Source organism: Tardiphaga alba (assembly GCF_018279705.1).
GTDB lineage: Bacteria > Pseudomonadota > Alphaproteobacteria > Rhizobiales > Xanthobacteraceae > Tardiphaga > Tardiphaga alba.
In genome coordinates, this window is record NZ_CP036498.1 from 4,861,506 (window position 1) to 4,874,926 (window position 13,421).

Annotated in this window: 12 protein-coding genes; 6 read left to right on the top strand and 6 right to left on the bottom strand. The window is 62.9% G+C overall.

Annotation, left to right across the window (positions count from 1 at the left end; genetic code table 11):
- The first annotated feature begins 48 nt into the window (after positions 1–48).
- Positions 49–1,080, top strand: coding sequence for a peptidoglycan -binding protein (locus tag RPMA_RS23300; protein ID WP_211910036.1), 1,032 nt, complete (start codon positions 49–51; stop codon positions 1,078–1,080).
- A gap of 4 nt (positions 1,081–1,084) precedes the next feature.
- Positions 1,085–1,546, top strand: coding sequence for a GNAT family N-acetyltransferase (locus RPMA_RS23305; protein WP_211910037.1), 462 nt, complete (start codon positions 1,085–1,087; stop codon positions 1,544–1,546).
- A 93-nt stretch (positions 1,547–1,639) separates the two neighbouring features.
- On the opposite strand, the gene RPMA_RS23310 is transcribed toward RPMA_RS23305, so the two are convergent.
- Positions 1,640–3,499: an ABC transporter ATP-binding protein/permease gene (locus RPMA_RS23310; protein ID WP_211910038.1), complete on the bottom strand. Its 1,860-nt coding sequence runs from the start codon at positions 3,497–3,499 to the stop codon at positions 1,640–1,642.
- A 175-nt stretch (positions 3,500–3,674) separates the two neighbouring features.
- On the opposite strand from RPMA_RS23310, the gene rpmE reads away from it, so the two are divergent.
- Positions 3,675–3,902, top strand: coding sequence for a 50S ribosomal protein L31 (rpmE, locus tag RPMA_RS23315; protein WP_211910039.1), 228 nt, complete (start codon positions 3,675–3,677; stop codon positions 3,900–3,902).
- 193 nt (positions 3,903–4,095) lie between these two features.
- Here rpmE and RPMA_RS23320 read toward each other — a convergent pair whose 3' ends face one another.
- The 4 genes from RPMA_RS23320 to RPMA_RS23335 form a co-directional block, all read right to left on the bottom strand.
- Positions 4,096–4,938 carry a MipA/OmpV family protein gene (locus tag RPMA_RS23320; RefSeq protein WP_211910040.1) on the bottom strand — a complete coding sequence of 281 codons (843 nt, stop codon included), beginning with the start codon at positions 4,936–4,938 and terminating at the stop codon, positions 4,096–4,098.
- Positions 4,939–5,046: 108 nt separating this feature from the next.
- A complete protein-coding gene (locus tag RPMA_RS23325) occupies positions 5,047–6,138 on the bottom strand; it encodes an acyltransferase family protein (RefSeq protein ID WP_211910041.1) in 1,092 nt (363 codons plus the stop codon).
- A gap of 81 nt (positions 6,139–6,219) precedes the next feature.
- Complete coding sequence (rcdA, locus tag RPMA_RS23330; protein ID WP_211910042.1) at positions 6,220–6,732, bottom strand: protease adaptor protein RcdA; 513 nt, start codon at positions 6,730–6,732, stop codon at positions 6,220–6,222.
- A gap of 541 nt (positions 6,733–7,273) precedes the next feature.
- Entirely contained in the window at positions 7,274–7,462 is a 189-nt protein-coding gene (locus RPMA_RS23335) for a DUF1192 domain-containing protein (RefSeq protein WP_211910043.1), read from the bottom strand.
- Between the two features lie 186 nt (positions 7,463–7,648).
- Here RPMA_RS23335 and RPMA_RS23340 point away from each other — a divergent pair, with 186 nt between their 5' ends.
- Complete coding sequence (locus tag RPMA_RS23340; protein ID WP_211910044.1) at positions 7,649–8,647, top strand: NAD(P)H-quinone oxidoreductase; 999 nt, start codon at positions 7,649–7,651, stop codon at positions 8,645–8,647.
- A 123-nt stretch (positions 8,648–8,770) separates the two neighbouring features.
- Positions 8,771–11,647 (top strand): EAL domain-containing protein, encoded by a 2,877-nt coding sequence (locus RPMA_RS23345; protein ID WP_211913792.1) that lies wholly within the window; start codon positions 8,771–8,773, stop codon positions 11,645–11,647.
- 147 nt (positions 11,648–11,794) lie between these two features.
- Here RPMA_RS23345 and RPMA_RS23350 read toward each other — a convergent pair whose 3' ends face one another.
- Positions 11,795–12,436, bottom strand: a complete 642-nt coding sequence (locus RPMA_RS23350; RefSeq protein WP_211913793.1) for a YqgE/AlgH family protein — start codon at positions 12,434–12,436, stop codon at positions 11,795–11,797.
- 153 nt (positions 12,437–12,589) lie between these two features.
- Here RPMA_RS23350 and RPMA_RS23355 point away from each other — a divergent pair, with 153 nt between their 5' ends.
- Positions 12,590–13,417 carry a protein-disulfide reductase DsbD domain-containing protein gene (locus tag RPMA_RS23355; protein ID WP_211910045.1) on the top strand — a complete coding sequence of 276 codons (828 nt, stop codon included), beginning with the start codon at positions 12,590–12,592 and terminating at the stop codon, positions 13,415–13,417.
- Positions 13,418–13,421: the final 4 nt, after the last annotated feature.

Genomic DNA, 13,421 nt, shown 5'->3' on the forward strand with positions numbered 1-13,421 from the left:
CGAGACGGGCGCTGGTTCGCACAGATAATGCACTAGAAGGAAAAGTTGATGGCGCTCGCACGAGGCCGACGCAACTCCTCGGAGATGAACTACTGGCCGGGCTTCGTTGACGCCCTGTCGACGCTGGTCCTATCCATCGTCTTCCTGCTGTCGGTGTTTCTCGTGGTGCAGTTCTTCCTGTCGCAGGAAGTGAGCGGCAAGGACAAGGCGATCGACGAGTTGAATGCCAAGCTGGCGCAGCTCAGCGACATGCTGTCGTTGGAAAAGCTCGGCAAGATCAATCTGGATGAGCAACTGACCTCGCTGCGCGCCGGCCTCGCCGCCGTTCAGGCCGACCGCGATCGCGTCAAGGGCCTGTATGATGGGCTCGCCGGTGCTGGCGCGGACGCCCAGGGCCGCAACAACGAACTCAACAAGGCGCTGGATTCCGAACGACAGGCATCGTCGCGCGCGCTGGCGCAGGTCGAGGTGCTTAACCAGCAGATCTCGGCCTTGCGTCGCCAGCTTGCCGCGCTCGAGGAAGCGCTCGATGCCTCGGAGAAGCGGGACAAGGAATCCCAGGGCCGCATCGCCGATCTCGGCCAGCGCCTCAATGTGGCGCTGGCGCAGCGCGTGCAGGAGCTGTCGCGCTATCGCTCGGAATTCTTCGGGCGCCTGCGCGCCATTCTCGGCAATCGCCCTGATATCCGCGTGGTCGGCGACCGCTTCGTATTCCAGTCGGAAGTGTTCTTCGACGCCGGCAAGGCCGACCTGCTGCCGGAAGGCCGCGCCGAACTCGACAAGGTGGCAAGCGCCCTGATCGAACTCGACAAGCAGATCCCGCAGGAGATCGCCTGGGTGATGCGCGTCGATGGCCACACCGACTCGCGCCCGATCCTGAACAATCCGATTTTCAAGACCAATTGGGAGCTGTCGGCCGGACGCGCCATCTCGGTGGTGCAGTATCTGGTGTCGCTCGGCGTCCCCGCGCAGCGCCTGCTGGCCGCGGGCTTTGCCGAATTCCAGCCGCTCGACGTGGCGCAAACCGACGAAGCCTACAAGCGCAACCGCCGCATCGAACTCAAGCTCACCGAGCGGTGAGCTTGTGACGACGGCGATCATCCTCCGGCTCTATCGCGCAGACGATGAAGATGCCTCCATCGCGCTGTGGCTGGAGACATGGAAGCTCGCTTATCCCTCCATCGATTTCGACAAGCGCGTGGATTGGTGGCGCGAGCGCTGGCGCACCGAACTTGTGCCGGTCGCCCGGATCGTCGTTGCAGAACGGGATGGTGCGATGGCCGGCTTCGTGACCATCGATGGCACCGGCTATCTCGACCAGCTCGTGGTCGGCCCCACACATTGGGGCAGCAACACGGCCCGGCTGCTGATGGATGAAGCCAAGCGCCTCTCCCCCGGCGGCGTGACACTGAAAGTGAACGCAGACAATGCGCGAGCGATCAGGTTTTACGAGCGCAATGGATTTGTGAAGACGGATGAGGAGATGAATTCGTCAGGGCGGGCGGTGGATGTGATGGCGTGGACACCCCAATCGCCGAAATCGTAGCCCGGATGTAGCGCAGCGCAATCCGGGAACCGGCGATATGCCGATGCTCTAATTCCCGGATTACGCTTCGCTTCATCCGGGCTACCAGAATCCTCACACCCCGAACTGCAGCCGTGCCAACCTCGCATAGAGACCATTCGCAGCGACCAGCGAGGCGTGGGTGCCCTGCTCGACGATGCGGCCGTGATCCATGACCAGAATACGATCGCAGGACAGCACAGTGGCGAGGCGATGAGCGATCACCAGCGTGGTGCGGTGCTTCATCAGTTCTTCCAGCGCGGTCTGTACCAGCGTCTCGGACTCCGCATCGAGCGCCGAGGTCGCTTCATCCAGCAACAATAGCGGTGCATCGCGCAGGATGGCGCGGGCGATGGCGATGCGCTGGCGCTGGCCACCGGACAGCGTCACGCCGCGCTCGCCGAGCGGGGCGTCGAAGCCTTCGGGAAGACGGCGGATGAATTCGGTGGCGTGGGCGAGATCGGCCGCGCGCTCCACTTCGGCATCCGTCGCGTCCGGGCGGCCGAAGCGGATGTTTTCACGCGCGGTGGCGGCGAACACGACCGATTCCTGCGGCACCAGCGCGATGCGCTCGCGAAGCTGCTGCGGATCGGCATCACGGATCGGCACGCCATCGACGGCAATGCTGCCAGTCTTAGGATCGTAAAAGCGCAACAGCAGATGAAACAGCGTGCTCTTGCCGGCGCCGGAGGGGCCGACAATGGCGACCTTTTCACCGGCCTTCACCGACAGCGACACACCGGCAGCCGAGAGAACGCCCGGCCGGGTGGGATAGGCGAAAGAGACATTGTCGAACACGACATCGCCGCGCGCAGGCACAGGCAATGCGCGCGGCTTGGCGGGCGTATCGACATCCGACTTCACATTGAGAATTTCGAACAGCCGCTCGGCCGCGCCGGAAGCTGAGGAGATCTCGCCCCAGACTTCGCTGAGCTGGCCGAGGCTCGATGCAGCAAAGGCCGCATAGAGCACGAACTGGCCGAGCCGGCCCGGCGTCATCTCGCCCACCAGCACGTCATGCGAGCCGACCCAGAGAATGCCGACCACGCTGGAGAAGACGATGAAGATGATGATGGCCGTCAGCACGGCACGTGCGCGCGTGGCTCCACGGGCAGCATCATAGGCTTGCTCGACCTCGCCGCCGAAGCGCGCATTGGCAAAGGCTTCGTTGGTATAGGCCTGGACGGTGCGCATGCCGCTGACCAGTTCGCTGGCATAGGCGGAGGCGCTGGCCAGCGTATCCTGCGCATTGCGCGACAGCCGGCGCACCCAGCGACCGAAGGCCACCAGCGGCACCACGATCAGCGGGATTGCCGCCAACACGAAGCCGGAGAGTTTGGGGCTCGACACCACCATCATGGCGGCGGCGCCGAGAAACAGCACGATGTTGCGCAACGCGATCGACACCGAGGCACCGACGGCGGATTTGATCTGCGTTGTGTCCGCGGTGAGGCGCGACACCAGCTCACCGGAACGCGAGGTGTCGAAAAAGGCGGGCGACAGCGCAGTGAGATGCTTGAACACGTCGCGGCGGAGATCGGCGACGATGCGCTCGCCGATGGTCATCACGAGATAATAGCGGGCGGCGCTGGCCAGCGAGAGCACGACGACCACCGCGATCATCACGCTGAAATAGTTGTTGATCATCGCGATGCCTTCGGGGCTGAAACCGAAGTCGATCATGCGGCGCGCGGCAATCGGGACCACCAAAGTGGTGATCGCGGCGATCAGGAGTGCGACCAGCGCCAGCGATGCCCGGCCGCGATAGCGCGCCACATAGGGAGCAAGGCTGAGCAGCGGACGCAATTTGGCGCGGCTGCGCGCCGGTGGAGCGACCACGGTATCCGCCAATGTAGGCTCGTCCAGGATGGGCTCCGGCTGCGTAGCCGGTGCCGGGGTGCCGCGGGGATCGTCGAGCCGTTCGACTGCACTCATGATTTATAACCGTTCTTGTCGTTGCGGCCTCAGATAGGCCGATGCGGCCCGGCTGGCAAATGACTTAGGTCAATCACGACAAGTCCTTGTCGGACAGGCATTCCTGCGATATAGACGCGGCAAATCCGCCATCGCAATCCAGAGATTCAGGCGCATCCGCGCCGAAGGAACCGTCATGAAAGCCGAAATTCACCCGGATTATCATAACATTACCGTCGTTATGACCGACGGTACCGAGTATCAGACCCGCTCGACCTGGGGCAAGGAAGGCGACAAGCTGAACCTTGATATCGACCCGAAGTCGCACCCGGCCTGGACCGGCGGCACCACCCAGCTGCTCGACCGCGGCGGCCGTGTCTCGCGCTTCCAGAAGAAGTTCTCGGGCTTCCTCAAGAAGGACTGAGCCGCTTCAGGCCCAACCGACTGACCATTTCAAAACGCCCCTGCTCGCGCGGGGGCGTTTTTCGTTGGGGGCTTTCGTAGGGTGGGCAAAGGAGCGAAGCGACGTGCCCGCCTTCAAGTGCTCAGCCAGTGAAGGTGGGCACGCTACGCTTTGCCCACCCGACAGTCTGCCTTGCATTTTTTTCGGCTTGAGATCAGCGGATCGCAATGTCGAACGAATAGGCGACGCCGACACCGGCCGTCAGCTGGTTAGGATTGCCGCGCATGGTCACGATCGGGCTGTCGGCGGCACTGCCGAGCAAGCGGTCATATTCGACCCAGCCGCGGACTTCCCATTGCGGATCGAGCTGATAGCGCAACTGCGCGCCGGCCCCGACCGCCGAAGAGCCGCCGCCGGCATTGTAAGCCGCAAGTCCCGACGCCAGCGCCTCCACCGGCGTGACGCCGAAATAGGTGGCGGCGAATTTGCTGTCGGTCACGGTGTAGCGCGGGCCGAAGGCGAAGGTCAGGCGCTCGCTCAGCGGCACGATCGCGTCCGCAGCGAAATCGGCCACGATTCCCTCATGGCCATTGAAGCCGCGGCGGACCTCCGCGCGCAGGCGCAGCCAGTCGATGGCGTAATATTCGGCGAAGCCACCGATCTCGATGGCGTAATCGACATCCTTCAAGCCGGTGAGCTCGCTGTAATCGCTGGCCTTGCGCGCCCGCCTGTATTTGCCGGCCGGGCCGGCGCGGAAACCCGCACCATTGTCAAACACCGCGAAACTGATGTTGTCGCGCATGCCCTTGAACTGGCGCGGCGTGCCGGCGCGGCGGACCGAGATGATCGGGACCGGGCTGAAGCGCTGACTGTCCGCGCCCGGATAGGACGGCGCCGCCTCGCCGCCGATGCCGACGGTGACGGTCCAGCCGCCCACCGGCGACGGAACGAACGGAATCGCCGGCGGTGCCGGCAATGTGGCGACCGGCTGCGCATGCGCCGCCACTGGCACCGTCAGCGCACCGACGACACCGCAAATCACGCGAAAACGAGACATGAGACCCCAATGATCGACGCCGCCCCCGGCGCGCGATGAGAGGTACGATACAACAGCCGCGGGGTTGCAGCGGTGCGACAATACGTCACCAAACGCCGAAATTCGCAGTTAGTGCGCGGGCGAACCTGTGGCGCGTACCGGTTTCGACGAAAACAGGCCCACCAGCGCCTTGCGGCCGGGCATTTCCACCAGCCGGTAGCTGACTTCCGCCAGCGCCCAGATGATGGCGAAGCAGACCAGCGACGCGGCGATATAGATCCACTGCTGCTGGCCGGTCAGGCGCCATGTCCGGATGGCGAAGCTCACGAAGAGCGGGTGGATCAGGTAGATCGAATACGAAATGATCCCGAGCCGGTAGACCAGCCGGTTGCCGAACAGGAGCTGCGCCATTCGTCCGTCGCGCGACAGCACGGCGACCAGCGGGATGTAGAGCAGGTACATCAGGCGATCGCTGGCATCCGCGACGCCGACCGCGATGATCGCGAGCGGAATCGCGATGACGAGAACGTCCTGCACCGTGGCCGAGAGATGATCGACGAGATCGCCGAAACGGAAAATAACGAGGCCGAGCGCGAAGCCACAGACGGCGCGCAACATCGGATACAGCGAATTGCCGTTGACCACATCGAGCGGCCCACCCGAGCCACGCCCGGTGATGCTCACCGCATAGATGCCGATGAGTGCTGCAACCACAGCCAGCACGGCGATCCACGTCTTTTTGTTCTGCGTCCACGGCATCAGGAACGGTAGCAGCAGATAGGAGCCCATCTCCGCGCTCGCGGCCCATGCGACGCCGATGATCGGGAAGATATAGAGCCCCCACCCCGACAGCATGAACAGGTTGCCGAACCAGTCCCATGCCGAATACATGCCGAGCTTTTCGCCGGACAGATCGGCCGCGATCTTGGCCACGTAGAACAGTCCGATGATGAAATAAGCGGGGTAGAGGCGCGCCACGCGCTTCAACATGAAATTCGCGAACACCTTGCCGGTGAGATGCTGGAACGTCTCGCGATAGTTCAGCGCCATCACATAGCCGGACAGCATGAAGAACATATCGACCAGCAGATAGCCGTAGGGGATGCGGAAAAACGAGCCGGTGCCGCCGGTCGCGAGCTGCACGTCGCCGAAGTGATAGACGACGATCACCGCAGCCGCGACGCCACGCACGCCCGTCAATGCCCTGATATCGTCAGCCATAAAAAAGCCCCTGCTCTGCCGGTTCATGTCTAGCGCATGAGCGGCAGGCAGGGGCGGAAATTTTGCGACGATGCGCGATGCTCAGCGTTCGAACGCAGCACGCAGACGGTTGAGCTGCGGCATCAGCGGATTGCCGATCGGCGCCGGCTCGGCGGCGGCAGCGTGAATGTTGGTGTCGAGACGGCGCACCTTGCTCTGCAAGGTCATCGAGCGCGCGATCAGGACCTGCAGCTGCTCCGGCAGTTTGAGCAGCATCTCTTCCGGGCTCGGATCGGCGGCGCTGAGCTTCACCTTGGTCTTTTCGCGGTTGGCCTGCGACAGGGTCATCTCGCCTTCCTTCACCGCGCGATGCAGCAGCAGCCACGAGGCCAGCTGCATCAGGCGGGTGGTCAGGCGCATGCTCTCGGTCGCATAGGTCAGGCTGACCGAACGATCGAGCGCCTTGGCTTCAGTGCGACCGACGCCATCGAGATAGGCGGCGGTTTCCTCGACCAGATCCATGCCTTCGCGGAACAATGTACCGAAGGCAGCGGAGTTGGTCAGCCGCTCGCTGAACTGAACAAGGGCGGGCTCGCTCTGGGCACGGTCCGTCATGGTTAACGCCTCACGCAATTGATTTCGCGGCCGACTCTTTGCGGCCGTCTTATGATGAACAAATCATTGCGCGTGCGTCAGCGAGAGTCCAGCGGCCAAAAAATTAAAGAAAAGTTTATGGTTTAAATTGCCAAGACCGCGTCACGCTAAAACAGGGCCGCGTGACGCGCCAAAAAAAGAGCCGCCGTTTCCGGCGGCTTTAAAGTTGATAACAGGGAGGCGTCAAACAGAGTGGACAGGAGCCACTCGGTGTCCAAACAAGGACAATTTGAGTAATAAGCGAGAAAGCTTAATTGCACGTAAATCTGTGGGGATTCGTTAGCCATAGCAGCGTGGCAATATGTACCGAAACGGGACGCTCGCGGATCTGTGATTGATAGTTGGCGTGAAAACACGCCGCCCTCATGGTGAGGAGCCGCGATAGCGCCGTCTCGAACCATGAAATGATCTAGCTCCGAGTTTGCGGCCATCCTTCGAGACGCCGCTGCGCGGCTCCTCAGGATGAGGGAAGAGTTAGATTGCGCGCGCCGTCACAAATCCATCACGACTTGAAGAAGCGGTCCGCCGCGTCGCGCGTGGCGCGTTTCAAGTTCATGCTCGACTGCAAACGCTGGATTTCGGTGTTCAGCAAATCGATTCGCGCGGCGATTTCTTCCACAGACAATTGCGAGAGGTCCTGCCCCATCTCGTGACTGACCTGCTTCTTCGGCGCGTCGTCATGGATCGCCATTGTGATCTCCAAAGTCGTAGCCCGGATGGAGCGCAGCGCAACCCGGGGATCAGCATTTCAACGATCTGGTTATCCCTGGATTACGCTGCGCTCCATCCAGGCTACAGACCAATTCCACGGGTGGTTGCCAGCGCACTGCAGGCTTACTAATCAGGTGTGCACCCCACGTCGCTCGAAGGACAAATCATGGAAAAGCTGCCCGCGCAAATGACCGTCGTCGCCATCAGCAAGCCGGGCGGCCCCGAGGTGCTGATCCCCGAAACGCGCAATCTTCCGAAGCCCGGCCCCGGCGAGATTCTGGTGAAAGTCGCGGCGGCCGGCGTCAACCGTCCGGATGTGGCGCAGCGTTCCGGCAGCTATCCGCCACCGCCCGGCGCCAGCGATCTGCCGGGCCTAGAAATTGCCGGTGAGGTCGTCGCGCTCGGTGACGGCGCCAAGAAGCACAAGCTCGGCGACAAAGTGATGTCGCTGGTCGCCGGCGGCGGTTATGCGCAATATTGCATCGCGCAGGATGCCCAGGCGATGCCGGTTCCCGAAGGCTTCTCGATGCTCGAGGCCGGCGCCACGGCCGAGACGTTGATGACCGTGTGGCACAATGTGTTCGAGCGCGGCGGCCTTGTGGCCGGCGAGACGCTGCTGATCCATGGCGGCTCGTCCGGCATCGGCACTATGGCCATCCAGCTCGCCAAGGCGTTTGGCGCCAATGTGATCGTCACCGTCGGATCCCAGGACAAGGCGGACGCCTGCCTCAAGCTCGGGGCGGACCACGCCATCAACTACAAGGACGAGGATTTCGTCGCCCGCGTCAAGGAGATCACGAACAAGGCCGGTGTCGAGCTGATCCTCGATATGGTCGGCGGCGATTACGTCGAAAAGAACCTCGACGCTGCCGCCGTGGATGGCCGCATCGTCCAGATCGCGGTGCTGAACGGCCCGAAAGCCACCATCACGGCATCCAAGATCATGGTGAAGCGGCTGCATTATACCGGCTCGACCCTCCGCCCGCGCACCAATGAGGCCAAGGCGGCCATGGTGTCGGCGATCGAGGCCAAGGTCCTGCCCTTGCTCAACTCCGGCAAGGTCAAGCCTTTGATGGACAGCACTTTCCCGCTCGCCAAGGCCGCGGACGCCCACAAGCGGATGGAAACCAGCGCACATATTGGCAAAATTGTGTTGGAGGTTTAGCGCGGGAGAACCACGCCAAAGCCTTGGATTTGTTTCGCTTTCGTGTCATTTATCGAGGCTTCGATGAATGACACGCGCGGGGCATCGGCGCGGTCCACGGAACGGTGATTGCGGAACATGACTTTGCGTTTGGTCAGGTGGCTTGCGCCTTTCGCGCTCAGCCTCATGATGATGGTTGCCGCAGGTCCGGCGCGCGCGGTGGACGCCGTCAGTGTTCGCGGCGATGCGCCCGCCATTGACCTGACCGGCATCCTCGATTTCCAGCACAGCGAAACCGACCGCATTCAGGTCTCCACAGCGCCCGGCACCGACGGCATCGTTCGTCGCATCGAGGTGCGCGGCCGCGAGGGCAGCCAGAACTGGGTGGTGTTCGCGCTCGCCAACAACACCGACGACCAGCTCGATCGCCTGATCGTCGCGCCGCATTATCGCATGGTGTCGTCGGGCCTGTTCTGGCCCGATCTCGGCCTGTCGCGCATCGCGACGATCACGCCTTCCACCGGCGACCGTCCGGAACGGCAGGACAGCGCCACCGCCGATATTTTCCGCGTCACGCTCGATCCCGGCGCCGTGGTGACGTTCGTCGCCGAATTGCGCACCGACAAGCTGCCGCAGCTCTATCTGTGGGAGCCGGAATCCTACAAGGACAAGGTCAACTCCTTCACGCTGTATCAGGGCATCGTCATCGGCATTTCGGGCCTGCTGGCGCTGGTGCTTACGATCCTGTTCGTGGTGAAGGGCAGCATCATGTTTCCTGCCGCCGCGGCGCTGGCCTGGGCGGTGCTGGTCTATATCGGCGTCGATTTCGGCTTCTGGGGCAAGGTGCTCGACATGTCCTCGGGCGCCGAGCGCGTCTGGCGCGCATCGGGTGAAGCGATATTGGCAGCGACGCTGCTGGTGTTCCTGTTCGCCTATCTCAATCTTAACAGATGGCACGTGCGCTACTCGCACATCACGTTCGCCTGGCTGGTGTTCCTCGGCTCGCTGGTCGGCCTTGCATTGTTCGATCCTGCCGTTGCCTCCGGCATCGCACGCATCTCGCTGGTGCTGATCGCCTTCGCGGGTTTCGGACTGATCGTTTATCTCTCCACGCACGGCTTCGATCGCGCGGTTCTGCTGATCCCGACCTGGTTCCTGCTGGTGGTGTGGGTGGTCGCGTCGGGCATGGCCGTGGGCGGCTTCGTCACCAATGACATCGTCGGCCCTGCCTTGCTCGGCGGCCTCGTGCTGATCGTGATGCTGATCGGCTTCACGGTGATGCAGCATGCCTTCGCCGGCGGCGGCGCCAGCAATGGCATCGTCTCCGATGTCGAGCGCCGCGCCCTGGCGCTCACCGGCTCCGGCGATCTGATCTGGGATTGGGACGTCTCTGCCGACAAGGTCTTCACCAGCGCCGAAACCGAAGCGCTGCTCGGCCTCAAGCGTGGCACCCTGGAAGGCCCGGCTTCCGACTGGCTCGAAATTCTCCACCCGCTCGATCAGGACCGCTTCCGCGCCGCGCTGGACAGCGTGCTCGACCAGCGCCGCGGCCGTCTCGTCCAGGACTTCCGCCTGCGCACGCCCGATGGCCACTTCATGTGGTTCGCACTGAAGGCGCGGCCGGTGGTCGGCTCCGATGGCGAAGTGACCCGCGTGGTCGGCACGCTGACCGACGTCACCGAAAGCAAGAATGCCGAAGAGCGCATGCTGCATGACAGCGTGCACGACAATCTCACCGGCCTGCCGAACCGCAAACTGTTCATCGACCGCCTGGGTGCGTTGGCGAATTTCGCGAAGACGGTGCCGAGTTTGCGGCCGACGATCATGGTGATCGATCTCGATCGCTTCAAACAGGTCAATGACAGTGTCGGCATTGCGGTCGGCGACTCGATCCTGCTGACGCTGGCGCGCCGCCTCACCCGTATCCTCAAGCCGCAAGATACGCTGGCCCGCATCGCAGGCGACCAGTTCGGCCTGATCCTGATGTCCGAACAGGACTCCGCGAAGATCACGGCATTCGCCGAAACGATCCGCAAGACGATCCGCGCACCGATCGCTTTCAACGACCGCGAAATCTTCCTGACGGCGTCCATCGGCCTGGCGCTGTCCGATCCGGCATCGCCGCTCACCGACGAGCTGATCAAGGATGCCGAGCTCGCGATGTATCATTCGAAGCGCATCGGCGGCGACCGCATCGACGTCTACAAGCCAGCCATGCGCGCCCGCAAGACGGATCGCCTGACGCTGGAATCCGAACTACGCCGCGCCATCGAGCGGCAGGAAATCACCATCCTGTATCAGCCGATCGTCCGCCTCGAAGACCGCTCGATCGCCGGCTTCGAAGCGCTGGCGCGCTGGGATCACCCCAAGCTCGGCCGCATGTCGCCATCGGAATTCATCGCCATCGCCGAAGAGATCGGCCTGATCATCGACCTCGGCATGTTCGTGCTCGACCAGACCGCACGCCAGCTCGCGATCTGGCAACGCGCGATGCGCGCACGCGACCCGATCTTCGCCAGCGTCAACGTCTCATCACGGCAGCTGCTGCGGCACGACCTGCTGCATGACATCCGCACGGTGCTGTCGCGCTCCTCGGTCGCACGCGGCACGCTGAAGCTGGAGCTCACGGAATCGCTGGTGATGGAGAATCCGGAACACGCGGCGCAGATGCTGCAGCGGATTCGCGAGCTCGGCACCGGCCTGTCGCTGGACGACTTCGGCACCGGCCATTCATCGCTGTCCTATCTGCAGCGCTTCCCGTTCGACACGCTGAAGATTGACCAGTCCTTCGTTCGCACCACGTCGCGCGGCACCCGGCCGGTGATCCTCAAGTCGATCATCGCGATGGCGCATGATCTCGGCATGGATGTCGTGGCCGAAGGCGTCGAGACGGATTCCGATGCGGTGGAGATGTATCAGCTCGGCTGCGAATACGCCCAGGGTTTTGCCTTCGGCGAGCCGATGGATGCCGATGCCGCGATGCGCCTGCTGACGGAAGAACGATTGGAAACGGCGAGCTGAGTTCTCGGCGATCTCAGACTGTCATCCCTGCGAAAGCAGGGATCCACTAAACGCCGACATCGAGATTTTATCACTGTCGTCAGTGTCTACTGGATCGCCCGGTCCTAGCGCGCAATTGCGCGCACGGCCGGGCGACGACAGCAAGCGCTACGCGTGGCCGGCTTCCGCCGACAGCGTGCCCGGCGCGACGCCGATCTTCTGCAGTGCGCGCATGTATTTCTCATCGATATCCGAGCCGAAAATCAGCTCGTCATCGGCCGGGCAATGCAGCCAGCCATTGCCCTGGATCTCATCCTCGAGCTGGCCGGGCGCCCAGCCGGCATAGCCGAGCGCGAGGATGGCGTGCTTCGGCCCGCCGCCATTGGCGATGGCACGCAGGATATCCACGGTCGCCGTGAGGCAAATGCCGTCGTCGATGGGCAGGGTCGCGTCATCGATGAAGAAATCGCTGGAATGCAGCACGAAGCCGCGGCCGGTCTCCACCGGGCCGCCCTTCAGCACTTTCATGCTTTCGGCGCTTTCCGGGAGCTTGATGTTGTCGGCATCGTCGATGATGTCGAGCTGAGCCAGGAGTTCGGGAAAATCGATGCTGCCGGCCCGCCGATTGACGATGATGCCCATGGCGCCTTCTGACGAATGCGCACACACATAAATCACCGAGCGCGCGAACCGCTCGTCATCCATCACCGGCATCGCCACCAGGAGCTGACCGTCGAGATAGCTTCCCGCCGCATCCATGACGGACGTCTTGGCAGGGCTCTTGCGGACTCGCTTGCGCGTGGGTTCCATCAACAGGACGCTCTCATGTTATGGTTATCCTGATATCGGGGCCTGGTTCTGTCAATCAACCTTCCGCAACGCGGATCAGAACGGCATCACAAGCAGTTCAATAGCTTAAGTTAGGTTTGGGGTTATGACAGGCATACCCTTTAAGGACGTCTGATGATCACTTCGGTTCCGCATCACATTGTCGCTGCCTGCATCGCCGGGGCGCTGCTGACATCGGCGGCGCGCGCCGAGGACGCTTCACCGTGGCAGAGGGACACTCATTCGCAGATCAGGCTTGTGGCAGGCTCGCGGTCCGGCCCCGTCATGCTTGGTGGAATCGCCATTCACATGCAACCGGGCTGGCATACATATTGGCGCAACCCCGGCGACTCCGGCGTGCCGCCGCGTTTCGACTTCTCGAAATCCGACAATCTCGACAGCATCACGATTCTCTGGCCCGCACCGATGAAATTCGATGACGGCGCCGGCGGGCAGTCGCTGGGCTACGAGAAGCAGGTGCTGCTGCCGATGCGCGTGGTGGCCAAGGATGCCGGCAAGCCGGTCGTGGTGCGGGCGGCCATTTCCTATGCCGTGTGCGAGAAGCTGTGCGTGCCGGTCGAAGCCAATGCCGAACTGGCCTTCACCAGCGTCGCCAGCACCGAAGATGCCGCGCTGACGGCAGCGCTCGATACGGTCCCGAAACCTGCGACACTTGGCGACAACGGAACGCTGACCGTCCGCGACGTCAAGCGGGACGGTAAAAACGTATTCGTGGATGTTGTCGCGCCCGACGGCAGCCATCCCAACCTGTTCGTCGAGGGACCGACAGCCGAGTGGGCGCTGCCGATTCCCAAGCTGGAAAAGGCCAGCCCGGCGGGCTTGAAACGGTTCGGCTTCGAGCTCGACGGCCTGCCCTCCGGAGCCACCGCCGATGGCGCCGCCCTGAAGCTGACCCTGGTCGGTCAGGACAAGGCCTACGAATACACGGTCACGCTGCCGTAACCTG

Coding starts and splice junctions, on each gene's coding strand:
- RPMA_RS23300 (WP_211910036.1), top strand. CDS start 49: ATGGCGCTCGCACGAGGCCGACGCAACTCCTCGGAGATGAACTACTGG.
- RPMA_RS23310 (WP_211910038.1), bottom strand. CDS start 3,499: ATGAGTGCAGTCGAACGGCTCGACGATCCCCGCGGCACCCCGGCACCG.
- rpmE (WP_211910039.1), top strand. CDS start 3,675: ATGAAAGCCGAAATTCACCCGGATTATCATAACATTACCGTCGTTATG.
- RPMA_RS23320 (WP_211910040.1), bottom strand. CDS start 4,938: ATGTCTCGTTTTCGCGTGATTTGCGGTGTCGTCGGTGCGCTGACGGTG.
- RPMA_RS23325 (WP_211910041.1), bottom strand. CDS start 6,138: ATGGCTGACGATATCAGGGCATTGACGGGCGTGCGTGGCGTCGCGGCT.
- rcdA (WP_211910042.1), bottom strand. CDS start 6,732: ATGACGGACCGTGCCCAGAGCGAGCCCGCCCTTGTTCAGTTCAGCGAG.
- RPMA_RS23335 (WP_211910043.1), bottom strand. CDS start 7,462: ATGGCGATCCATGACGACGCGCCGAAGAAGCAGGTCAGTCACGAGATG.
- RPMA_RS23340 (WP_211910044.1), top strand. CDS start 7,649: ATGGAAAAGCTGCCCGCGCAAATGACCGTCGTCGCCATCAGCAAGCCG.
- RPMA_RS23350 (WP_211913793.1), bottom strand. CDS start 12,436: ATGGAACCCACGCGCAAGCGAGTCCGCAAGAGCCCTGCCAAGACGTCC.
- RPMA_RS23355 (WP_211910045.1), top strand. CDS start 12,590: ATGATCACTTCGGTTCCGCATCACATTGTCGCTGCCTGCATCGCCGGG.